The organism is Pseudomonas sp. PDM24, assembly GCF_019218905.1.
Classification (GTDB): Bacteria; Pseudomonadota; Gammaproteobacteria; order Pseudomonadales; family Pseudomonadaceae; genus Aquipseudomonas.
Genome location: NZ_JAHUWR010000001.1, coordinates 948,379 through 968,741 on the forward strand (window position 1 = coordinate 948,379; position 20,363 = coordinate 968,741).

The 20,363-nt window shown below is 61.1% G+C and carries 19 protein-coding genes; 8 read left to right on the forward strand and 11 right to left on the reverse strand.

Annotated elements, in window-relative coordinates; all coding sequences use genetic code 11:
• The first annotated feature begins 3 nt into the window (after positions 1 to 3).
• The 8 genes from hemN to KW837_RS04510 all read left to right on the forward strand — a co-directional run bounded on the left by hemN (position 4) and on the right by KW837_RS04510 (position 10,143).
• Positions 4 to 1,392, forward strand: coding sequence for an oxygen-independent coproporphyrinogen III oxidase (gene hemN / locus KW837_RS04475; RefSeq protein ID WP_218394653.1), 1,389 nt, complete (start codon positions 4 to 6; stop codon positions 1,390 to 1,392).
• Between the two features lie 109 nt (positions 1,393 to 1,501).
• Positions 1,502 to 3,682 carry a transcriptional regulator NosR gene (nosR, locus tag KW837_RS04480; RefSeq protein ID WP_218394654.1) on the forward strand — a complete coding sequence of 727 codons (2,181 nt, stop codon included), beginning with the start codon at positions 1,502 to 1,504 and terminating at the stop codon, positions 3,680 to 3,682.
• A 53-nt stretch (positions 3,683 to 3,735) separates the two neighbouring features.
• Positions 3,736 to 5,658, forward strand: coding sequence for a TAT-dependent nitrous-oxide reductase (nosZ, locus tag KW837_RS04485; RefSeq protein WP_371317118.1), 1,923 nt, complete (start codon positions 3,736 to 3,738; stop codon positions 5,656 to 5,658).
• 27 nt (positions 5,659 to 5,685) lie between these two features.
• Positions 5,686 to 6,978 (forward strand): nitrous oxide reductase family maturation protein NosD, encoded by a 1,293-nt coding sequence (locus KW837_RS04490; RefSeq protein ID WP_218394656.1) that lies wholly within the window; start codon positions 5,686 to 5,688, stop codon positions 6,976 to 6,978.
• Positions 6,975 to 7,898, forward strand: coding sequence for an ABC transporter ATP-binding protein (locus tag KW837_RS04495; protein WP_218394657.1), 924 nt, complete (start codon positions 6,975 to 6,977; stop codon positions 7,896 to 7,898). Before KW837_RS04490 ends, KW837_RS04495 begins: the two co-directional genes overlap by 4 nt.
• Positions 7,895 to 8,725, forward strand: coding sequence for an ABC transporter permease (locus KW837_RS04500; protein ID WP_218394658.1), 831 nt, complete (start codon positions 7,895 to 7,897; stop codon positions 8,723 to 8,725). Before KW837_RS04495 ends, KW837_RS04500 begins: the two co-directional genes overlap by 4 nt.
• A gap of 31 nt (positions 8,726 to 8,756) precedes the next feature.
• Entirely contained in the window at positions 8,757 to 9,284 is a 528-nt protein-coding gene (locus KW837_RS04505) for a nitrous oxide reductase accessory protein NosL (RefSeq protein ID WP_218394659.1), read from the forward strand.
• A 115-nt stretch (positions 9,285 to 9,399) separates the two neighbouring features.
• Entirely contained in the window at positions 9,400 to 10,143 is a 744-nt protein-coding gene (locus KW837_RS04510; RefSeq protein ID WP_218394660.1) for an SDR family NAD(P)-dependent oxidoreductase, read from the forward strand.
• 869 nt (positions 10,144 to 11,012) lie between these two features.
• On the opposite strand, the gene KW837_RS04515 is transcribed toward KW837_RS04510, so the two are convergent.
• From KW837_RS04515 to KW837_RS04565, 11 genes are all read right to left on the reverse strand, one after another.
• On the reverse strand, positions 11,013 to 12,506 hold the full coding sequence (locus tag KW837_RS04515) for a cytochrome D1 domain-containing protein (RefSeq protein WP_218394661.1): 1,494 nt from the start codon (positions 12,504 to 12,506) through the stop codon (positions 11,013 to 11,015).
• Entirely contained in the window at positions 12,503 to 13,342 is an 840-nt protein-coding gene (gene cobA, locus KW837_RS04520) for a uroporphyrinogen-III C-methyltransferase (RefSeq protein ID WP_218394662.1), read from the reverse strand. Before cobA ends, KW837_RS04515 begins: the two co-directional genes overlap by 4 nt.
• A 70-nt stretch (positions 13,343 to 13,412) precedes the next feature.
• Positions 13,413 to 14,591, reverse strand: coding sequence for a heme d1 biosynthesis radical SAM protein NirJ (gene nirJ, locus KW837_RS04525; RefSeq protein ID WP_218394663.1), 1,179 nt, complete (start codon positions 14,589 to 14,591; stop codon positions 13,413 to 13,415).
• A 198-nt stretch (positions 14,592 to 14,789) separates the two neighbouring features.
• Complete coding sequence (locus KW837_RS04530; protein ID WP_218394664.1) at positions 14,790 to 15,305, reverse strand: Lrp/AsnC family transcriptional regulator; 516 nt, start codon at positions 15,303 to 15,305, stop codon at positions 14,790 to 14,792.
• Positions 15,280 to 15,723 (reverse strand): Lrp/AsnC family transcriptional regulator, encoded by a 444-nt coding sequence (locus tag KW837_RS04535; RefSeq protein WP_123494260.1) that lies wholly within the window; start codon positions 15,721 to 15,723, stop codon positions 15,280 to 15,282. The genes KW837_RS04530 and KW837_RS04535 overlap by 26 nt, the downstream gene beginning before the upstream one ends.
• Positions 15,716 to 16,231, reverse strand: coding sequence for an Lrp/AsnC family transcriptional regulator (locus KW837_RS04540; protein WP_218394665.1), 516 nt, complete (start codon positions 16,229 to 16,231; stop codon positions 15,716 to 15,718). Before KW837_RS04540 ends, KW837_RS04535 begins: the two co-directional genes overlap by 8 nt.
• The gene (locus tag KW837_RS04545) at positions 16,228 to 16,686 is read right to left on the reverse strand and encodes an Lrp/AsnC family transcriptional regulator (protein WP_218394666.1); all 459 of its coding nucleotides are present in this window, start codon (positions 16,684 to 16,686) and stop codon (positions 16,228 to 16,230) included. Before KW837_RS04545 ends, KW837_RS04540 begins: the two co-directional genes overlap by 4 nt.
• A 1-nt stretch (position 16,687) precedes the next feature.
• Positions 16,688 to 17,866 (reverse strand): cytochrome D1 domain-containing protein, encoded by a 1,179-nt coding sequence (locus KW837_RS04550; RefSeq protein WP_218394667.1) that lies wholly within the window; start codon positions 17,864 to 17,866, stop codon positions 16,688 to 16,690.
• Positions 17,863 to 18,189 carry a cytochrome c gene (locus KW837_RS04555; RefSeq protein WP_218394668.1) on the reverse strand — a complete coding sequence of 109 codons (327 nt, stop codon included), beginning with the start codon at positions 18,187 to 18,189 and terminating at the stop codon, positions 17,863 to 17,865. The genes KW837_RS04550 and KW837_RS04555 overlap by 4 nt, the downstream gene beginning before the upstream one ends.
• A gap of 16 nt (positions 18,190 to 18,205) precedes the next feature.
• Positions 18,206 to 18,520 (reverse strand): c-type cytochrome, encoded by a 315-nt coding sequence (locus KW837_RS04560; protein WP_218394669.1) that lies wholly within the window; start codon positions 18,518 to 18,520, stop codon positions 18,206 to 18,208.
• Between the two features lie 24 nt (positions 18,521 to 18,544).
• The gene (locus tag KW837_RS04565) at positions 18,545 to 20,236 is read right to left on the reverse strand and encodes a nitrite reductase (protein ID WP_192342834.1); all 1,692 of its coding nucleotides are present in this window, start codon (positions 20,234 to 20,236) and stop codon (positions 18,545 to 18,547) included.
• Between the last annotated feature and the right edge of the window lie 127 nt (positions 20,237 to 20,363).

Sequence of the window (20,363 nt, forward strand, 5' to 3'; positions counted from 1 at the left end):
ATCATGAAACCTGCATTCGATTTCGATCGAGCCCTGGTCGAAAAATATGACCGTCCCGGGCCGCGTTATACCTCTTACCCTACGGCGCCGCAGTTTCATCAGGCGTTTGCCGTCGATGACTATCAGCGTGCCGCCTCCGACAGCAACCTGGCGGCGGTGCCCAAGCCGTTGTCGGTGTATATCCACATCCCGTTCTGCAAGAGCCTTTGCTACTACTGCGCCTGCAACAAAATCATTACCCAGAAAACCCATCGGGCCGTCGAATACCTGACGTACCTCAAACGTGAAATCGTGATGCAGGCGGCCTTGTTCGACAGCACGCGCAAACTCACGCAACTGCACCTGGGCGGTGGCACGCCGACGTATTTGACCCGTGAACAGCTGGCGGATCTGATGGATTGCTTGCACCAGGCGTTCGACATGGACGACAGCGATGACCATGAGTTTTCCATCGAGGTCGATCCGCGCACCATCAACACCGAGCAGATCCAGTCGCTGCGTCAATTGGGCTTTAACCGCTTGAGTTTCGGCGTGCAGGACTTCGATCCCGACGTGCAGGCGGCGGTCAATCGCCAGCAAAGTGAAGAACAGATTTACGCGCTGGTCGCGGCGGCGCGTGAGGCGCAATTCAAGTCGATCAGCGTCGATCTGATTTACGGCCTGCCACTGCAAACCGTGAACAGTTTCGACATCACCCTCGGCAAGATCATCGCCCTGCGCCCGGACCGGATTGCCGCTTACAGCTACGCGCATTTGCCGGAGCTGGTGCGCGCGCAACGGCTGATTCGCCCGGCGGACATGCCGCCACCGGAGCGCAAGCTGGAGTTGCTCGAGCTGACCATCCGCCGCCTGACCGAGGCCGGTTATGTCTATATCGGCATGGATCATTTCGCCTTGCCGGACGATGAACTGGCGCTGGCCCGCACCCATGGCACTCTGCAACGCAATTTTCAGGGCTACTCGACCCATGCCGACTGTGACTTGATCGGCCTTGGGGTGTCTTCGATCGGTAAGGTCGGCGACAGCTATAGCCAGAGCGTCAAGGAGCTTTCGCAATACTACGCCCGTATCGATCAAGGCTTGTTGCCGGTGCATCGAGGTTACCGCTTGAGCGCCGATGACTTGCTGCGCCGCGAAGTGATCAGCGACCTGATGTGCCACGGCAGGATCGATTTCGCCAAGTTCGAAGCGGGTCATGGTATTTGCTTCACCGAGTATTTTGCCGATGCGCTGGCGCAACTGGACGAGCAGGTGCGTGACGGGCTCCTGCAGATTCACAGCGACGAATTGGTGCTGTTGCCGCAAGGGCATTTGATGATGCGCAGTGCCGCGATGGCATTTGACGCCTATCTGGGAGGGGAGCAAAAAGGCCGGTTTTCCCGCACCGTTTGAGGCTTCGGGCGCTCTGGCGCGAGGAATTTTATCGAGTTGATTTCAATCAAGGGCGGGGCACACAGCGCTCCCTAACATGGCCGCAAGCCCCTTTGAAATCAGCGTGCTCATGACAAGCCATCAGCCTTCGACACCTGGCAATCCGCGCATCTGGAGCGTCGGGCTGGCGGTGATGGTCTTGCTGATGATCGCCGCGTTCGCGACGGTGCAGGCCAAGTCATACGGCGACATCGAGCAGCAGCGCATCGAGAAGGTTTTCCCTCAAACCGATTCGGTGTCCGCAGCCGAAGGCACGTTCAAGGTGCGCACGCTGTCCGCGGCCGGCAAGGTCATCGGGTACGTGTTCCAGAGCCTGGATGTGGTGGACATTCCGGCCTACTCGGGCAAACCCATCAATACTCAGGTGATCCTCGACACCGCCGGCGTGATTCAAGACGCCTATGTACTGGAGCACCACGAACCGATTCTGCTGATCGGCATCCCCGAAGAAAAACTTCACGGCTTCAGCGCCCGATACAAAGGGATCAAGGTCAGCCAGCGGGTGGTCGTCGGCCATTCCAGCGACCCGAGCGCGGTCACCGTGGATGCCATCGCCGGCGCAACCGTCACCGCCATGGTGGTCAATGAGGTCATCATGCGTGCCGCCCATGAGGTGGCCGTATCGTTGAAGCTGATCGAGGACAGGGGCGGGGTGGTGAACAGGCCCGCCACCGTGCGCCAGGATTTTTACGAGCCTGCCACCTGGGAGCAACTGACCGGTAACGGCGCCATTCGCCGGTTGAACCTGACCCGTGGGCAGGTCGATGCTGCCTTCAAGGGCACCGAAGCCGAAGGCGTCGACAACGCCGGCCCGGATCAAGTCGATGACACCTTTATCGAGCTGTACACCGCCGACTTGAACCCTCCGACCATTGGCCGCGCGCTGCTGGGCGACAATCAATATCGCTTCCTCATGCAGGAACTCAAACCCGGCGAACAGGCCATCGTGGTGCTGGGGCGTGGGCTGTTTTCCTATAAAGGCTCGGGGTATGTGCGCGGCGGGATTTTCGATCGGGTGCAATTGCGCCAGTTCGGCAACGTCATCAGCTTTCGCGACATGGACCATCAGCGGCTCTCCGACGTGTTTGCCAAGGGCATGCCCGAGTTCACTGAAATGTCGGTGTTCATTGTGCGCAAACCGGCGGGGTTCGACCCGGGGTCGCCCTGGTCCCTGGAGCTCCTGGTGCGGCGTCAGACGGGACCGGTCAGCGGCACCTTCAGCAGCTTCGAACTGCCTTATCAACTGCCCGAACCCTACCTTGAGCGACCTGCGCCCAGTGTCGTAGAACGGGCGGCCATCGAGGAAGCCAGCCGGCCGATGTGGTTGAACATCTGGTACCAGAAACACTTCCAGATCGCCGTCCTCGCGAGCGCGTTGTTGCTGCTCACGGCCATCCTGTTCCTGCAAGACAAGCTCACTCGCCGGCCACGCTTTCTGCACTGGCTGCGTCGTGGTTATTTGCTCTTTACCGTGGTCTTTCTGGGCTGGTATGCCTTGGGGCAGTTGTCGGTGGTCAATGTCCTGACCTTTGTGCATGCGCTGTTCGAGCACTTTCGCTGGGAGCTGTTTCTCACCGATCCGCTGATCTTCATGCTCTGGGTCTTCGCCGCCGCGAGCATCCTGCTGTGGGGCCGTGGTGTGTTCTGCGGCTGGCTGTGTCCGTTTGGCGCCTTGCAAGAGCTGATCAACGAAGCCGCGCGCAAGTTGAAAATCCCCCAGTACGAACTGCCCTTTGCGGTGCATGAGCGGCTGTGGGCGATCAAATACATCATCTTGCTGCTGCTTTTCGGCATCTCCCTGGAATCGATGTCCACCGCCGAGCTGTTCGCCGAGGTGGAACCCTTCAAAACCGCCATCACCCTCAAGTTCGACCGTCAGTGGTGGTTCGTGCTCTACGCGGTGGCGCTGCTGGTCATCAACCTTTTCACGCGCAAAGTCTATTGCCGCTACATCTGCCCCTTGGGCGCGGCGCTAGCGATCCCAAGCAAATTTCGCCTGTTCGACTGGCTCAAACGCCGCAAGGAGTGCGGCACGCCTTGCCAACTGTGCGCCAAGGAATGCGAGATCCAGGCGATTCATCCCGATGGCCGAATCAACGCCAACGAGTGCCACTACTGCCTCGATTGCCAGATGACCTATCACAACGAAAACAAATGCCCGCCGCTGATCAACAAGCGCAAGAAGCGCGGCAAAGCGGCACCCGCTGCTGTGCAACTGATACCTGTCGTGGAAGTGACCGCTCTGGAATGAACCCCGCGAGCACCTGTGCGCAGTGACCGTTTTTATCCCTTCAAGGAAAACACCTGATGAACGACACAGAATCCAAAAAAACCACTGAAGTGCCGGAACCGACCGGCCTCAGTCGTCGCGGTTTCCTGGGCACCAGCGCAGTGACCGGTGCGGTACTGGCCGGCGCCACGGCCATCGGTGGCGCAGTGTTCACCCGTGAGACATGGGCGGCAGCGGCCAAGGACGCACAACTGAAAACCCACGTCGGCCCGGGCGAACTGGACCAGTACTACGGTTTCTGGAGCGGCGGCCATCAGGGTGAAGTGCGGATCATGGGCATTCCGTCGATGCGCGAGTTGTTGCGTGTTCCGGTGTTCAACGTCGATTCCGCCACCGGTTGGGGCCTGACCAACGAAAGCAAACGGATCATGGGCGATAGCGCGCATTTCCAGAATGGCGACTGCCACCATCCGCATTTGTCGATGACCGACGGCAAGTACGACGGCAAATACCTGTTCATCAACGACAAGGCCAACAGCCGCGTTGCGCGTATCCGCCTGGACATCATGAAGTGCGACAAGATGCTCACCGTGCCCAATGTTCAGGCTGTTCACGGGTTGCGCCTGCAGAAAGTGCCGCACACCAAGTACGTATTCGCCAATGCCGAATTCGTGATTCCGCACCCCAATGACGGCAGCACCTTCGACCTGCAAGACAAGAACAGCTACACCATGTTCAACGCCATCGATGCCGAGAAAATGGAGATGGCGTTCCAGGTCATCGTCGACGGCAACCTGGACAACACCGACGCCGACTACACCGGTAAATACGCGGCGTCGACCTGCTACAACTCGGAGAAGGCCTACGACCTGGGCGGCATGATGCGCAATGAGCGCGACTGGGTGGTGGTGTTCAACATCCCGCGCATCGAAGCGGCGATCAAGGCCGGCAAGTTCATCACCCTCGACGGCTCGAAAGTGCCGGTGGTCGACGGTCGTAAAACCGAAGGCAAGGACAGCGCGTTCACCCGATACATCCCGACGCCGAAGAACCCCCACGGCCTCAATACCTCGCCCGATGGCAAGTACTTCATTGCCAACGGCAAGCTTTCGCCGACCTGCACCATCATTGCCATCGCCAAGCTTGACGATCTGTTCGACGACAAATTCAAGGACCCGCGTGACGTTGTGGTCGGTGAGCCCGAGCTCGGTCTGGGCCCGCTGCACACCACTTTCGACGGCCGCGGCAATGCCTACACCACGCTGTTTATCGACAGTCAGGTGGTGAAGTGGAACGTGGAAGAAGCCATTCGCGCCTACACCGGCGAGAAGGTCAACTACATCAAGCAGAAACTCGATGTGCAGTATCAGCCGGGCCACAACCACGCCTCGCTGACCGAAACAAGTGAGGCCGACGGCCAATGGCTGATGGTGCTCAGCAAGTTTTCCAAGGACCGCTTCCTGCCGACCGGCCCGTTGCACCCGGAAAACGATCAGTTGATCGATATCTCCGGCGAGGAAATGAAACTGGTGCACGACGGCCCGGCCTTTGCCGAACCCCACGACTGCGTCATGGCCCGCCGCGACCAGATCAAGACCAAGAAGATCTGGGACCGCAACGACCCGTTTTTTGCCGAAACCGTGGTCATCGCCGCGAAGGACGGGATCAAGCTGGAGACCGACAACAAGGTCATCCGTGACGGTAACAAAGTCCGCGTCTACATGACCTCGATGGCCCCGGCCTACGGGCTGCCGGAGTTCACCGTCAAACAGGGCAACGAGGTCACGGTGACCATTACCAACATCGACCAGATTGAAGACGTGACCCACGGCTTCGTGATGACCAACCATGGCGTGAGCATGGAGATCAGTCCGCAGCAGACCTCATCGATCACCTTCATCGCCGACAAGGCTGGCCTGCATTGGTATTACTGCAGCTGGTTCTGCCATGCACTGCACATGGAAATGGTCGGTCGCATGAAGGTCGAGAAGGCCTGACAGTTGCCAATCGACGGGAGCGGGCCGATGACCGATATCAAGGAAAACCCGGTGAAGGCCATTGCCCTTGTGCTCCTGTTGATGTCAGGCGGCGCACTGGCGGCGGTGCAACCCATCACCACATTGCCGTTGCGGGTTGACGCGGAACAACGCTGGCACTTGCCGGCGGGCGAGTACGTTGGCTCGTTCAGCGTCGATCAACCGATGCAGATTCTCTGCGAGCCCGGCGCGGTGTTTCAGGCGCAAGGGCAGGGCAACGGCGTGATCGTCAGCGCGCCGGATGTTGGCATCGAAGGCTGTACCTTTCTGGACTGGGGGCACGACCTCACGGCCATGAATGCGGCGGTGTTCCTCCAGCCCATGGCCCGTGGCGCGGTGATCAAAGGCAATCGCCTGCAGGGCCAGGGTTTCGGTATCTGGGTTGACGGGACTCAGGATGCGAGCCTGATCGACAACCGTATCCAGGGGGATCCGGCGTTGCGCTCCCAGGATCGCGGCAACGGTATTCATCTGTACGCGGTGCATGGTGCCCGGGTCATCGGCAACCAGGTGCGCGATACCCGCGATGGCATCTACATCGATACCTCCAACGGCAACCTGCTGCAGGGCAATACCCTGGAAGACCTGCGTTACGGCGTGCATTACATGTTCGCCAACGACAACCGGCTGATCGGCAATACCACCCGCCGCACCCGCACCGGCTACGCCTTGATGCAAAGCCGCAAGCTCATGGTGATCGGCAACCGCTCGGAACAGGATCAGAACTACGGCATCCTGATGAACTACATCACCTATTCAACCTTGCGCGACAACTTCGTCACGGACGTGCACGACGGCTCGACCGGCGACAGCATGATCAGCGGCGCCGAGGGCAAGGCGTTGTTCATCTACAACTCGCTGTTCAACAGCATCGAACACAACCACTTCGAGCACAGCGCCGTGGGCATTCACCTCACCGCCGGTTCCGAAGACAACCGCATCGCCGACAACGCCTTTGTCGGCAACCAACGGCAGGTCAAATACGTCGCCACCCGCTTGCAGGAATGGTCGGTGGATGGCCGGGGCAATTATTGGAGCGATTACCTGGGCTGGGATCGCAACAACGATGGCCTGGGCGATATCGCCTACGAACCCAACGACAACGTCGACCGCTTGCTGTGGCTGTACCCGCAGGTGCGGCTGTTGATGAACAGCCCCGGGATCGAATTGCTGCGCTGGGTGCAACGGGCCTTTCCGGTGATGAAGTCGCCGGGCGTCCTGGACAGCCATCCGCTGATGAATCCCACCACCCAACCCCTGACCCAGGAGCCCACCGCATGAACGTCATCGACATGGAAGGCGTCAGCCAGCGCTATGGGTACACCACCGTGTTGCATCAATTGAACCTGAGCCTGGGCGAAGGCGAAGTGCTGGGCTTGTTCGGGCACAACGGCGCGGGCAAGACCACCAGCATGAAACTGGTGCTCGGTCTGCTTCAGGCCAGTGAAGGGCAGGTCAGGGTGTTCGGCCGCACGCCCAGTGATCCGCAGGTTCGGCGTTTGCTGGGCTATTTGCCGGAGAACGTGACCTTCTATCCGCAGATGAGCGGCCTGGAGACCTTGCGGCATTTCGCCCGACTCAAAGGCGCAGCGCCCGCGCAGGTGGACGTGCTGCTGGAGGAGGTCGGCCTGGCGGGCGCGGCGCATCGACGGGTCAAGACCTATTCCAAAGGCATGCGCCAACGCCTGGGACTGGCGCAAGCCTTGCTCGGCGAGCCGCGTTTATTGCTGCTCGACGAACCGACCGTCGGCCTCGATCCGATCGCCACTCAAGACCTCTATCGGTTACTCGACCGGCTGCGCAGCCAGGGCACCAGCATCATTCTTTGTTCCCACGTATTGCCGGGGGTCGAGGCGCATATCAACCGTGCCGCGATTCTGACCCAGGGGCGCCTGCTGGCCCTCGGCAGTCTGCGCAGCCTGCGCGAGGAAGCCGGGTTGCCGACGCTGATTCGCGCCCACGGGCTCAAGCACGCCGGGCCGTTGCAGCGATCCTGGAACAACGCCGGGCATGTCACTCAGCGCTGGGGCGTGGAGGGTCTTGAAGTGGCTGCGCTCAATGGCAACAAACTGGACCTGTTGCGCCAACTGCTCAATGAACACGAGCCGGCCGACGTGGAAATCGACCCACCGTCCCTGGAGGACATCTACCGCTATTACATGGGCCGGGCCGGTGCGACCCCCAGTGGAGAGACCGTATGAACCCGATCTGGAACATGGCCCGCAAGGAATTCAATGACGGTTTGCGCAACCGCTGGTTGTTGGCGATCAGCCTGTTGTTCGCGGTGTTGGCGACGGGCATCGCCTGGTTGGGGGCGGCGGCTTCCGGGCAATTGGGCTTCACCTCGGTGCCCGCCACCATCGCCAGCCTGGCCAGCCTGGCGACGTTCCTGATGCCGCTGATTGCCTTGCTGCTGGCCTATGACGCCATTGTCGGCGAAGACGAAAGCGGCACGTTGCTGCTGTTGCTGACCTATCCGCTGGGGCGCGGGCACATTCTGCTCGGCAAATTCGTCGGCCACGGATTGATCCTGGCGCTGGCGACCTTCATCGGTTTCGGCTGCGCGATGCTCGCGATTGCGGTGCTGGTGGAGGACGTCGAACTGAACCTGCTGCTCTGGGCGTTTGGACGATTCATGCTGTCGTCGACGTTACTGGGTTGGGGCTTTCTAGGGCTGGCCTATGTGCTGAGCAGTGTGTCTGCCGAGAAATCCACGGCCGCCGGGTTGGCGCTGGGGGCGTGGTTCTTCTTCGTGCTGGTGTTCGACCTGGCGCTGTTGGCGCTGCTGGTGCTCAGCGAAGGGCAGTTCAACCCGAAGGTGCTGCCCTGGTTACTGCTGCTCAATCCCACCGACGTCTATCGCTTGATCAATCTCTCCGGTTTCGAGCCCGGCGCCGGCAGTGCTGGTGTACTGACCCTGGGCAGCGATTTGCCTGTACCGGGCTCGATGCTCTGGTTGTGCCTGTTGCTGTGGGTGGCGGTGCCTTTGGGCTTGGCCTGGTTGCTGTTCCGTCGACGGGCGACATGAATTCACACCTTGGTTTTTGGAGCATCTGACGATGAGTAATCTGTATTCGACGACGGTACGCGTCGCGGCGGGCCTGATGGTCTGTCTGCTGCTGGCGGCCTGTGACAAACCCGTGCAAGCCACCTACAGCGACGCCGCCACGGCCTTTCATCCCAGTGATGAATGCCATGTTTGCGGCATGATCATCGACGGCTTCCCCGGGCCCAAGGGCGAAGTGGTCGAGCGCAGCGGCATCAAGAAATTCTGCTCCACGGCGGAGATGATCGGTTGGTGGCTGCAACCGGAAAATCATCATGGCGAGGCCCGGTTGTATGTCCACGACATGGGCCGCAGCCCGTGGAACGCACCCAATGATGCCCATCTGATCGATGCCAAGGATGCGTTTTACGTGGTCGGCACCCAGCTCAAGGGGGCAATGGGTGTGGTGTTGGCGTCCTTCTCCAGCCAACAGGCTGCGGAAAAACTGGCCGCCGACCAGGGCGGTCGTGTGCTGCGATTCAGCGAAATCGATCAGGCAGTGCTTCAGCAGCAGCCAGCGATGTCGCACTCGACTCATTGATCGGCGCGCCATCGAGAAAAGTGATCGCCGTCAAGTCAGTATTTCTGCGTCTGTTCAAAGATAGGGGCTCACAACGTCCCCAGTGCTTGGCATTAACGATGCCCAGGAGAACATGATGCAAACCGAGTTTCAGGATCGTCTGGCGGTGATCACCGGTGCCAGTTCCGGGATTGGCCTGGCGTTGTGCGCCGCGCTGTTGCCGCGTGGGGTCAAGGTGCTGGCGATGTCACGCACCGTCGGTGAATTGCCAGCCTTGCAGCAGATCTACGGTGAACGGCTGCAATGGTGTGCCGGGGACGTCACGTGCGAGGAAGACTTGCAAGGGCTGGCCCGGCGGGCGGCGGCACTGGGGCGGGTGGATTATCTGGTGCCCAACGCGGGCATTGCCGAAATGGCCGACAGCCTGGACATGCCGGCCTTCCAGCGCCAATGGGCGGTCAACGGTGCCGGGGCGTTGAACACCCTGGCGGCGTTGCGCGGTGAGTTGGCGAGCCCGGCTTCGGTGGTGTTTGTCGGTAGTTTCCTGACCGGTTCGAGCTTTCCCGGTCTGGCCGCCTGCATCGCCAGCAAGGCCGCGCTGGCGGCTCAGGCACGCACATTGGCGGTGGAGTTTGCGCGTTATGACGTGCGCATCAATCTGGTCTCGCCGGGGCCGACCGCGACGTCGATGTGGGACAACCTGGGGTTGAGCGATGGTGAGCTCGATGACGTCGCTGACACGTTGGGTAAACGTCTGCTGCCCGGTCATTTCCTTGATGCGTCGGCGGTGGCTAATGTGATTATTTTTCAACTGTCCCAAGGCGCCCGGGGTGTCTATGGGCAGGATTGGAAGGTCGATAACGGTTATACGTTGGGCTGATGGGTGAACGGGGTGGGAAGGCGGTCTGTGGTTTGTTGACCGAGTACATATCCGTTTCTGCGGTCACGGCTACTTGGGGTTCCGCTCTTACAGCGGGTTACTTTGAAAAGCGCAAAGTAACCAAACGCTTTCGCCCCTGACGTACGGTGGCTCGCCATACCCTCACTCCGGTCCTGCTCCGTGGGCCCGCCGCCATCGGCCATCCATGGCCGGGGGCGGCCACCGCGGCATCCTTGCCGCGGTGCCCACTGCGCAGAACCTGCGCTCGGCCTTCCGACGGGGCAGATCAAAATCAAAAGCCAGAAGCGAGGCGGCCTGATAGCCGACCTGATGTTGGTTCGGTCAAGTCTGGTCAGCGGCGGTGTACCCGAATGTCATGCCTGACAACATTTCAACTGTGGGAGCGGGCTTGCTCGCGAAGAGGCCGTGTCAGTCGACATAAATGTTGAATGTAAGTCCGCTTTCGCGAGCAAGCCCGCTCCCACAATTAATCAGGGTTGCTTCCAGAGGATGTGAACGATCAAGTCAGCGAAGCGCGCCCGCTTGATGCCTAGGTCGGCCCAGAGGCCGCCTCGCTTTTGCTGTTGCGGTAGTCGCCCCCTCGAGAGGCCGAGCGGAGGTTCTGCGTAGTGGGCAACCCGGCATGGATGCCGGGTTAGCCGCGCACGGCCATGGATGGCCGATCGCGGCGGGCCCACGGAGCAGGACCGGAGCGAGGGCATGCCGAGCCTGGGCGAGGCACCGAACGAAAGGGGCAAAAGCGCTTTGGTTACTTTCGCGCTTTTCGAAAGTGACTCGCTGTAAAAGCGAAACCAATAGCAGCCATTACCGCAGAAATGGATATACACCCAAGCCCCAAGCCCATAACCCTAATGCGAAGTCCCCTCCACAAACTCAATCTTGTTCCCCACGTTGTACTTACCCGACGGCTTGTTCATCGGCAGGCGTTTGATCTCCTTAAGGGTATTGCTGTCGTACACAATCAACGCGCCATCGTTGGCCCAAATACTCAAAAGCAGGTAGCGGCCATCGCGAGTGAACTCGACATGGGCAGCCGTCTTGCCGGGCATCGGGCGCAAGGTGTGGGCGATTTCCAGAGTCTGTTTGTCAATCAGGTGGATCGCATCGTTGTCCGGCCCGAAGAACACGTCGGTCCAGGCATACCGCGAGTTGACGTGACTGCGCATGAAGAAGCCCGGCCCCAGGGTCGGAATTTCCTTGATCAGTTTCCAGGTCTTGAAATCGATGACCGAGATCAGTCCCTTGCTGATGTTCGGCGTGGCGAACACCCACTCACCGTTACGTTTCCAGTAGGTTCCCGACCCCAGATGCGGCATGCCCGGCAGCGGTATGTCGGTGACCACCTTGCCACTGTCGAGGTCGATCACCTGGCCGCCCTTGGCCTTGCGCGAGGTGGCCAGCAGTTGCTTGTAGTCCGGTGAAAAGGAAAAGTCGTCCAGCACATCCTCGGCCTGGATCCGTCGTGGTTCGAAGTCCGGTGTGCCGGCACTCGACAACTCCCAGACTTCCTTCACATCCTTGAGCGCCACGATGAAACTGTCCCGTGGCGGGGCGGTGTAGACCGCGCTGACCCGAGACGCGGTGCCGTCCTGGCCGATTGCGGGGATGGTTTTGACCAGTGACAGATCGCGGGCATCGAGCACCACCAGATTGCCCGGCAGATAGTTGCCCGCCAGCACCCAGCGGCCATCCTTGCTCACCGCCAGGTTGCGGGTATTGAGCCCGGCGCGGACCTCGGCGATCAGCTTCAGGTTGTGCAGGTCGTACAGGCTGACCCAGCCATCCCGTGAGGCGACGTAGACGAAGCGTCCATCCGGCGAGAACTTCGGCCCGCCATGCACCGCAAAGTGCGAAGCAAACCGCGCCAGCACAGCGAAACGATCGCCGTCGAGGATATCGATGTGATGGTCGCCGGCTTCCACCACCACAAACAGGTTCAGCGGATCGGCGCCATGCTGGGGCGTGTCGGGCAGTTTACTGATGTCGGCGAGGATGGAATGACTGCCGCTAATGTCGTCGTTACTCCAGGTGGGTGGGGTGGCGGGGGGTTGCTGAAGGTAATCCACCAGGGCGCCGATCTGTGCTGGACTGAACAGGTTGGCATACCCGGTCATCTGACTCGCGGGGCGACCATTCTGGATGACGCTGCGGATTTCATCGGGTTTGATCCGGCTCAGACTCTCCGGCAGCAAGGCCGGCCCCGTACCGCCGAAGCGGTTGGCGCCATGGCAGCGCTGGCAATGTTGTTGGTAGAGGTCGGCGGCCGCGTCGGAGGATGGAAGCGCTGCACCGGCATGGGCTGCACCGATCCATAACAATGGGGCAAGCAGCATGCGCCTCATATCGCCACCTTACCGTGGCGTTGCAACACGGGAACGGAATAAAAGCGCGCCGGGTATTCCTGCTGTTGGGTAGCGAACAGATCGACCACTTTGCCGATCACCGTCAGCGTCGGAATGCCCGGCGGGCAATCCAGCGCCAGGGTTGGCAACTGGTGCAGCATGCCTCGGGCGACGTGCTGGTCGGGACGCGTGCCATTGCTGATCAGCGCCGCCGGTGTATCGGCGGCCATTCCGGCTTCGATCAGGCGCTGGGCAATAATCCCGAGATTCGATAACCCCATGTAAAACACCAGGGTCTGGCTGCTGTCGGCGAGGCTGCTCCAGGGCAGTTGCAACTCACCATCGCGTTGCAAATGACCGGTGATGAAGCGACAGGAGTTGACCAGATCCCGGTGGGTCAGCGGGATGCCGGCGTAAGCACTGCAGCCGGAAGCGGCGGTAATGCCCGGGACCACCTGGCAGTCAATATTGCGTTGCAGCAGATACTCCAGCTCCTCGGCGCCACGGCCGAATATGAACGGGTCGCCTCCCTTGAGCCGGACCACGCGCTGCCCCTGATCGGCGAGGTCGGCGAGCAGTTCGTTGATCTGTTCCTGGGGCAGGCTGTGGCAGCCGCTGGCCTTGCCAACGTAATGCCGGGCGCAGGTGAGGGGGATCAACGTCAGCAGCTCGGGGCTGATCAGGCGGTCGTAAACCACGGCGTCAGCCTGCATCAACAGGCTCCAGGCACGCAGGGTCAGCAAGCGTGGATCACCGGGGCCGGCGCCGACCAGGGCCACTTCGCCCGGTCTGAACGGGGACGCAAGTGCGGCCGGTAAAACAATCGATGGGTGCATGGGACGTCCTTGGTTCTTCATCAGGTTGGCCGGCCCCATCCTTTGCCAGATGGCTCGCCAGGCGGATGCTTCAGTGCATGACGCAAGGGATGGTGATTAATGGCGGCATACCGATTTCCTCATCGCTGAGATGGCAACCGGGGTCTTGGCCCCAGAGGTCGCCTTCGGCCCAGGCGCGGGTGCGGGTATTGCCGTTGCAGATGTTCAACCAGCGGCATTGGCCACAACGGCCACCGACGACGCGAGGATGCGCGCGCAGCTGCTGCAACAACGCGTCCGGCTGGTCCAGCCAGAGCGTGCGAAACGGCGTGTGCCGGACGTTGCCCACCGAGTGCTGCCACCAATAGGTGTCGGGGTGCACTTCGCCGGTGTTGTCGATGTTGGCGATGCCGCTGCCCGACGCGTTGCCGCCCCAGGCCTGGAGCATGTGTTCCAGGCGCGGGTAATGTTCGGGCAGACGCAGGCCCACCCAGTGCAGCAAGAGAATCGCGTCGGCGTCGTTGTTACCGCTGACAAAATCGCTGTCGCGACCGTGCTCGATGTCTTCCCAGGCCCGTTCGAAGATCAGCGTCATCGCTTCGCGGCTCATCTGCTGCCGGGCGTCGAGCTTGCGGCTGCGTTTGCCGCGACCGCTGTAATTGAGGTGCGACAGATAAAACTTCTGCACGTCGTACTCGCGCATCAGCGCCAGTAATTGCGGCAATTGTTGATGGTTCTCCTGGGTCAGCGTAGTGCGCAGGCCGACGCGAATGCCTTGTTCACGACAGAGCCGAATCGCCCGCATGGAACTGGCGAAGCTGCCCTTGAGTTGGCGGAACGCATCATGGATGGCTTCCAGGCCATCGATGCTGATCCCGACATAGTCGAAATTCGCCGCGCGGATCTGCGTGATGTTCTGCTCATCGATCAGCGTGCCGTTGGTGGACAACGCCACAAAGAAACCCTTGGTGCGGGCGTAGGCGCTGAGCACAAACAGATCCTCGCGCAACAGCGGTTCACCGCCGGAAAGAATCAGCACCTTCACCCCGGCGTCGTGCAGGTCGTCGATCACGGTCAGTGCGGCGGGCGTATCCAGTTCGTCGCGAAAGACGCTGTCGGCAGAAGTGGCGTAGCAGTGTTTGCAGGTCAGGTTGCAGCGCCTGAGCAGATTCCAGATCACCACCGGCGGCCGGTTGCTGCCCGGTGGGTTGGTTCTGGGGGCAGGCGCCTGGCCGGTCAGGGCACGCAGGTATTGGCTGATCCTCAACATGCAAATCTCCTTGAGTCGGGGTGTGTTCTGCGCGAAGCGGGTGGTAAACGCAAACCTGATGCCCGTAGCAGCTGCCGAGCTTGCGAGGCTGCGTTCGGCTGCGCAGCAGTCGTAAAACCTGTGTGCGTGATGTGTCTGACATACCGCACTGCCTGATTTAACGACTGCTGCGCAGCCGAACGCAGGCTTCGCCAGCTGCTACACGGTATGCGTCGAACTGGCCGGCACTACGCGCAAACCGGTTTTCTTCAGGATGCGGCTGCTCACCAGCATCTCGTCGGCGGCGCAGGCGTCGCCCAGCAAGTAGCGCAGGTGCTCGCGGTAGCTGTCGATTTCCTCGCGGCTGCGGCCGTGGACCATGGCGAACAGGTTGTAGCGCCACGCGGTTCGTCGCGGGCGTCGATAGCAATGACTGACGAAGGGCTGCGCACCGATCAGTGCGCCGAGGCGCGGCATGTCCGTGTCGCGCACATCCCAGACGGTCATGCCGTTGTAGCGATAACCCAGGCGATAGTGGTTGGGGACCGCGGCGATGCGCCGGATGGCGCCCTCGGCCTGCAAGCGTTTGAGCAAGTCCAGGGTGGATTCGATGCTCAGCTCCAGCTGTTCGGCGAGCCAGGCCCACGGGTCGTCCAGCAACGGCAGGCCGGCCTGGGTCAGCTCGATCAGACGCCGAGCGAGGGTGTCTTCAGACCGGGAAGTACAGACCGACATGGTACGTCTCCTCTTTGGGCAAGTTGAGCAGCGGCAGGCCGGTCAGGGTTTCGATGTGCTGCAGGGTCTCGGCGATACCTTGTTCGGTCGGGCAGCCGAGCACAAACCACATGTTCCAGGCGTGTTCGCGTCGGTAGTTGTGCGCCACTTCAGGCAGTGCATGCAGTTGCTCGGCGACGTCTTCGAAACGCTCCTCCGGCACCGCCAATGCGGCAAGGGTGAAGGCGCCGCCGAGGCGTTCGATGTCGAACATCGGGCCGAAGCGCGTGAGCATGCCGTCTTCCAGCAATTCATGGAGGCGGTCGAGCAGTTCGGTACTGCTGCTCTCCAGTTCGGCGGCCAGTGCCTGCCACGGGTGGCGCACCAGCGGCAGGCCCAGTTGCAGGCGGTTGATCAGCCGACGGTCGAGGTCATCCATGGGTGGGGGCTCCGGTTGGTGAGGGTGTAAAGCGTCCGCCGCACTGTTTGAACGCGTGAGTGCTGAACAGCAGTTGGTGGGGCAGGTCGCTCAGCAGGTGTTTTTCCAGTAACGCCTGGACCTGCGCTTCGACCAGCTCTCGTTGGCGCCCATGAACCATGCAAAAGAGGTTGTAGCGCCACTGCGGCAGGCGCCGCGGCCGTTGGTAGCAGAGGGTGATGCCGTGCGCCCGGCCCAGGCGTTGGCCGACTTCGTCGATCAGCGCGTCCGGAACATCCAGCACCAGCATGGCGTTGGCGGTAAAACCCAGCGCGCGATGGTTGAGCACCAGGCCGACCCGGCGAAACAGCCCTTGCTCGTGCCACTGGTGCATTTGCGCGAGTACCTGGTTTTCGTCGGCGTCTATCCGTTCGGCGAGGGCCAGGTAGGGGCGCGATACCCCCGGCAATCCGCCTTCCAGATGCCGACGCAGCGCCAGTGCCTGTTTGGGATTCAACCCCGGCTTCATGAGCTTTCTCCCAGGGCAAAACCGAGGTCGATGCGGTAAGCAGTCAGCATCGGCAGATCCAGCGGCATGAGGCCGGTGTCTTTCTCAAGTTGTTCGAGAACGCGTTCGATGTGTTGGCGATCAGGACCGGTCAGCACAAACCACAGGTTGTAGAAATGTTCCCGCGCGTAGTTATGGTTGACCTCGGGATACTGGCTGACGTGCTCGGCGACCTGTTGCAAGCGTTCGGCGGGCACGGCGAGGGCGGCGAGGGTGCTGGCCCCGGCGCGACTGTGTTCGAACACCGGGCCGATCCGTGAGAGGGTGCCGGCCTGATCCATTTCTTCCAGGCAAGCCATCACCTGGGCCTCGCAACAACCGAGCATCCGCGCCATCTCCTTGTAAGGCTCCGCACACAGCGGCATGCCGTGCTGGAAGCGGTCGATCAGTTGGCGGCTGAGCAGGTCGAGGTTCATTTCAATAGCCCATTTTTTGCGCGCGACTGCTGAAAAAGATGCCGCTCGGCGCGGTGGCGGGAAGGGTGCTCAGCTGCTTCAAACTGTACGGGTCCCAGACCTGAACCTGATCGCCATCGCGTAACGACAGCCACAACTGATCGCCGCGAGCGGTGAATTCCATGTGCAGCACCGCCGGCCCTGGTCGCAGATCGGCGACCACGGCGTGAGTTTCAGTGTCGATGACCTGTACCCGATCGTTGTCCGGGTAGGCGAAATTGACCCACAGCTGCCGACCGTCCGGCCGCGACGTGACGAACACCGGTTGGCCAGCCACCGGGATGGCAGCGGTCTGCTTCCACGTGCGCGAATCCATCACCAGCACCTGATGCCGGCCGACGGCGGGCACGAAGGCCTGGTGATCGGCGACGGCCCAGCCCTCCAGATGCGGCATCTTGTAGACGGGCAATTTCGCCTGGCCGCGTCCGTAATCACCGAGCACTCGCTGCACCCCGCGCTCCGGATGCCAGAGGTCGAGTTGCGCCATGCCGTCTTCGCCGAACAGTCCCGCCATGTAATAGCGACCATCCGGGGTCACCAACGCATCGTAGGGTTGCTGGCCGATGTCGGTGAAACGGCTGATTTGCGGCGTGTTGCCCTGACTGAAATCGGTGATCCAGATCTCGCCGGTATCGAACAGGCTGAACACAAAACGCTGACCGGGCGCGTCGACCAGGCCGACCACCCGTGAGCGCTTGCTGCCATCGGCCAGGGGCGTGGCCGGAATATCGGCTACCAATTGCAGGGTTTCGGCATCGAATACCTTGACCCCGCCAGGCACGTAGTTGGACACGGCGATGAGTTTGCCGTCCTGACTGATCGCGCCGCCGATGCTGTTGCCACCCTGTATCAGCCGTTGATCGATGCGTTGGGTCAGCAGGTCGATCTTGCTCAGCCCACCGTCGCGGCCGAACACATAGGCATAACGCTGGTCGCGGGAAAACACCACCGAGGCATGGGACAGATCGCCCAAACCCTTGAGTCGGACCAGTGCCGTGCGGGTGTCGCTTTCGATGATTTGCACGCTACCGGTGGCGCGCTCCACCACCACCCCCAGATCGCCGGTACCACGCAACGGTGGCTGAACACACGCGGACAACAACAGCCCGGTCGCCGCTAAAAGCAGGATTGATCGGATCATGGTGCGGGATATCCCTGGAGAAGAAGATCGACCAGCCAACGGATATCATCCGGGCTGAGCAGCGGGGCCCAACCGGGCATCGCCGTGCCGGGCCGGCCTTGGCTGACGGTGGCTATCAGGCTGTCCCTGGACTTGCCCGCCAGCGTTGCGCGGGTCAGGTCGGGACCCAGCCCGCCGGTCATGTGCAGTCCGTGGCAGGCGCCGCAGTCCTGGGCCAGCAGGTGTTCGAGTTGTGCCTGACGCTTGGCGTCGGGCGCGGCAACCGTGGTTGCGCAAATGAGGAGGAGGGCCGCCAGAATCGTAGTGTGTCGATAAACCTTCATGGCGCCCTCCAGTTGGCTATTTGAGACTCAGGACCCAGGTTGCAAGTGTCTTCGCTTCTTCATCCGTCACCGGGTTGGCCGGCATTGGCATCGGGCCCCAGTTGCCTTGCGTACCGTTCTTGATGTGGCTGGCCAGGGTGTCCACGGCCCCGGCCACGCCCGCGTTCTTGGCCGCGACATCCTTGAGCGCCGGGCCGACAATCTTGGTGTCGATGGAATGGCAGGCGGCGCAGGGTTTGCTTTTGAATAGCTCCTGGCCGTCTTGGGCCATGGCCGGCTGCACACTCAGCGCAGCGGTCAGGGCGAACAGTGAAAACAGAGTATTTTTCATGGGGATTCCTTGCATTGATGGAGCTCAATAGATGTCGTGTTGGGTGTTGTAGACGTTGAATTTCCCGGTGGGTGTGATCAGTCGCTTGTCCTTTATGACTGATTTGAGCTTCAGCGTTTTGTCGTCGATCACTACCAGCGCCGATTCCTCTGACTGACCGCTCCACACGGAGAACCAGACTTCATCGCCGGCCTTGTTGTATTCCGGCTGTACCACCCGCATGGCGCCTTGCTTGATGCCGGCGTACTCGGCAATGGGCAACACGGTGTAGCCGGCGTCGAGTTTGTCGATGTTGAACACCGCCACCGACTGGCTCAGCTTGGCGTCGGGGTTGAGGGTGGTGTCGACATACAGGTGACGGGAATCAGGGTGGGTTTTGATAAACAGCGATCCGCCGCCCTGGCCCTTGAGCGAGGCGACCTGTTTCCAGGCGAATTGCGGGTGTTTGACCGGGTCGGTACCGATCAGGGAAATGCCGTCATCACCGAGGTGGCTGGTGGCCCAGACTGGCCCATAAGTCGGGTGGTTGAAGTTGGCGCCGCGCCCCGGGTGAGGGGTTTTGCCGACCTCTACCAAAGCTGCCAACTTGCGATCTTTGGAGTCGATCACGGCGACTTTGTTGGAGTTGTTGGCGGCGGTCATGAAGTAGCGGTGGGTGCTGTCCCAACCGCCGTCATGCAGGAAGGGCGCGGCATCGATGTAGGTGATGGTGAGGTTTTTGATGTCCTGGTAATTGACCAGCATGACCTTGCCGGTCTCCTTGACGTTGACGATGAACTCCGGCCATTCGTGGGAGGCGATGATCGCTGCGACCCGGGGTTCAGGGTGATATTCCTGCTTGTCGACGGTCATGCCGCGGGTCGAGACGATCTGTTTGGGCTCCAGGGTTTCGCCATCCATGATCGTGAATTGCGGCGGCCAATAGGAGCCGGCGACGGTGTATTTGTCTTCGTAGCCCTTGAACTTGGAGGTCTCCACCGAGCGCGCCTCGATGCCCACTTTGACTTCGGCGACCTTGGTCGGCTCCACCGGCCACAGGTCGATCATGTCGATCCGCGCGTCTCGACCAATCACCAACAGGTAGCGACCGGAGGCAGAAATCCTCGAGATGTGTACCGCGTAACCAGTCTCGATCAGCTTGACGATTTTCTTGCTGTCACCGTCGATCAGGGCAATCTTGCCGTCATCGCGCAACGTCACCGAAAACAGGTTCGGCAGGTTGAGTTTGCTCAATTGCTTCTTCGGACGGTCCTCAGGCTTGACCAGCACTTTCCAGGTTTTCAGCGTCTCGGCCATGCCCCATTCCGGCGGCGTCGGCGGCGTGTGCTGAATGAACTTGGCCATTGACGTGATCTGATCCTTGGTCAGCGCATTGGACGTCCCCCAGTTCGGCATGCCCGCCGGTGAACCGTAGGTAATCAACGCCTCCAGAAACGGTTGCCCGCGGGACTGGGTGATGTCCGGTGTCAGTGGCTTGCCGGTGGCGCCTTTGCGCAGAACACCGTGGCAGCCGGCGCAACGCTGGAAGTAAATTTCCTTGGAAGAGTCGAACTCGGCCTGACTCATGTCGGGCGCCCCGGCGGCTTTGACCATCAGCGGGCTGGCCGCAGCGGCAGCGGGCTCGTCGGCCCGGGCCGCATGAGTCACCGCAAGGGCCAGCGTCGAACACAATGTGGCGACAGTCAGAGCAAACGTTTTTCTATTGCTGATCAGCATTCCATTTCTCCTCAGGCAAGACCTTTGCGATGTGCTGAAACGGCAGCGCAGAACGCAGGTTCTTAGTGCCGTGCAAGGCTATGCCCGAGCAGGCCAATGCTCGCTTGACCGCGATCAAGTTTGCCGG

Excerpts from the sequence above, each read along its gene's own strand:
- cobA (WP_218394662.1), bottom strand. The coding sequence starts at position 13,342 with ATGCACCCATCGATTGTTTTACCGGCCGCACTTGCGTCCCCGTTCAGA.
- KW837_RS04505 (WP_218394659.1), top strand. The coding sequence starts at position 8,757 with ATGAGTAATCTGTATTCGACGACGGTACGCGTCGCGGCGGGCCTGATG.
- KW837_RS04540 (WP_218394665.1), bottom strand. The coding sequence starts at position 16,231 with ATGAAGCCGGGGTTGAATCCCAAACAGGCACTGGCGCTGCGTCGGCAT.
- KW837_RS04535 (WP_123494260.1), bottom strand. The coding sequence starts at position 15,723 with ATGGATGACCTCGACCGTCGGCTGATCAACCGCCTGCAACTGGGCCTG.
- KW837_RS04500 (WP_218394658.1), top strand. The coding sequence starts at position 7,895 with ATGAACCCGATCTGGAACATGGCCCGCAAGGAATTCAATGACGGTTTG.
- KW837_RS04545 (WP_218394666.1), bottom strand. The coding sequence starts at position 16,686 with ATGAACCTCGACCTGCTCAGCCGCCAACTGATCGACCGCTTCCAGCAC.
- nirJ (WP_218394663.1), bottom strand. The coding sequence starts at position 14,591 with ATGTTGAGGATCAGCCAATACCTGCGTGCCCTGACCGGCCAGGCGCCT.
- KW837_RS04565 (WP_192342834.1), bottom strand. The coding sequence starts at position 20,236 with ATGCTGATCAGCAATAGAAAAACGTTTGCTCTGACTGTCGCCACATTG.
- KW837_RS04510 (WP_218394660.1), top strand. The coding sequence starts at position 9,400 with ATGCAAACCGAGTTTCAGGATCGTCTGGCGGTGATCACCGGTGCCAGT.
- nosR (WP_218394654.1), top strand. The coding sequence starts at position 1,502 with ATGACAAGCCATCAGCCTTCGACACCTGGCAATCCGCGCATCTGGAGC.
- KW837_RS04515 (WP_218394661.1), bottom strand. The coding sequence starts at position 12,506 with ATGAGGCGCATGCTGCTTGCCCCATTGTTATGGATCGGTGCAGCCCAT.
- KW837_RS04550 (WP_218394667.1), bottom strand. The coding sequence starts at position 17,866 with ATGATCCGATCAATCCTGCTTTTAGCGGCGACCGGGCTGTTGTTGTCC.
- hemN (WP_218394653.1), top strand. The coding sequence starts at position 4 with ATGAAACCTGCATTCGATTTCGATCGAGCCCTGGTCGAAAAATATGAC.
- KW837_RS04560 (WP_218394669.1), bottom strand. The coding sequence starts at position 18,520 with ATGAAAAATACTCTGTTTTCACTGTTCGCCCTGACCGCTGCGCTGAGT.
- KW837_RS04555 (WP_218394668.1), bottom strand. The coding sequence starts at position 18,189 with ATGAAGGTTTATCGACACACTACGATTCTGGCGGCCCTCCTCCTCATT.
- KW837_RS04495 (WP_218394657.1), top strand. The coding sequence starts at position 6,975 with ATGAACGTCATCGACATGGAAGGCGTCAGCCAGCGCTATGGGTACACC.
- KW837_RS04490 (WP_218394656.1), top strand. The coding sequence starts at position 5,686 with ATGACCGATATCAAGGAAAACCCGGTGAAGGCCATTGCCCTTGTGCTC.
- KW837_RS04530 (WP_218394664.1), bottom strand. The coding sequence starts at position 15,305 with ATGTCGGTCTGTACTTCCCGGTCTGAAGACACCCTCGCTCGGCGTCTG.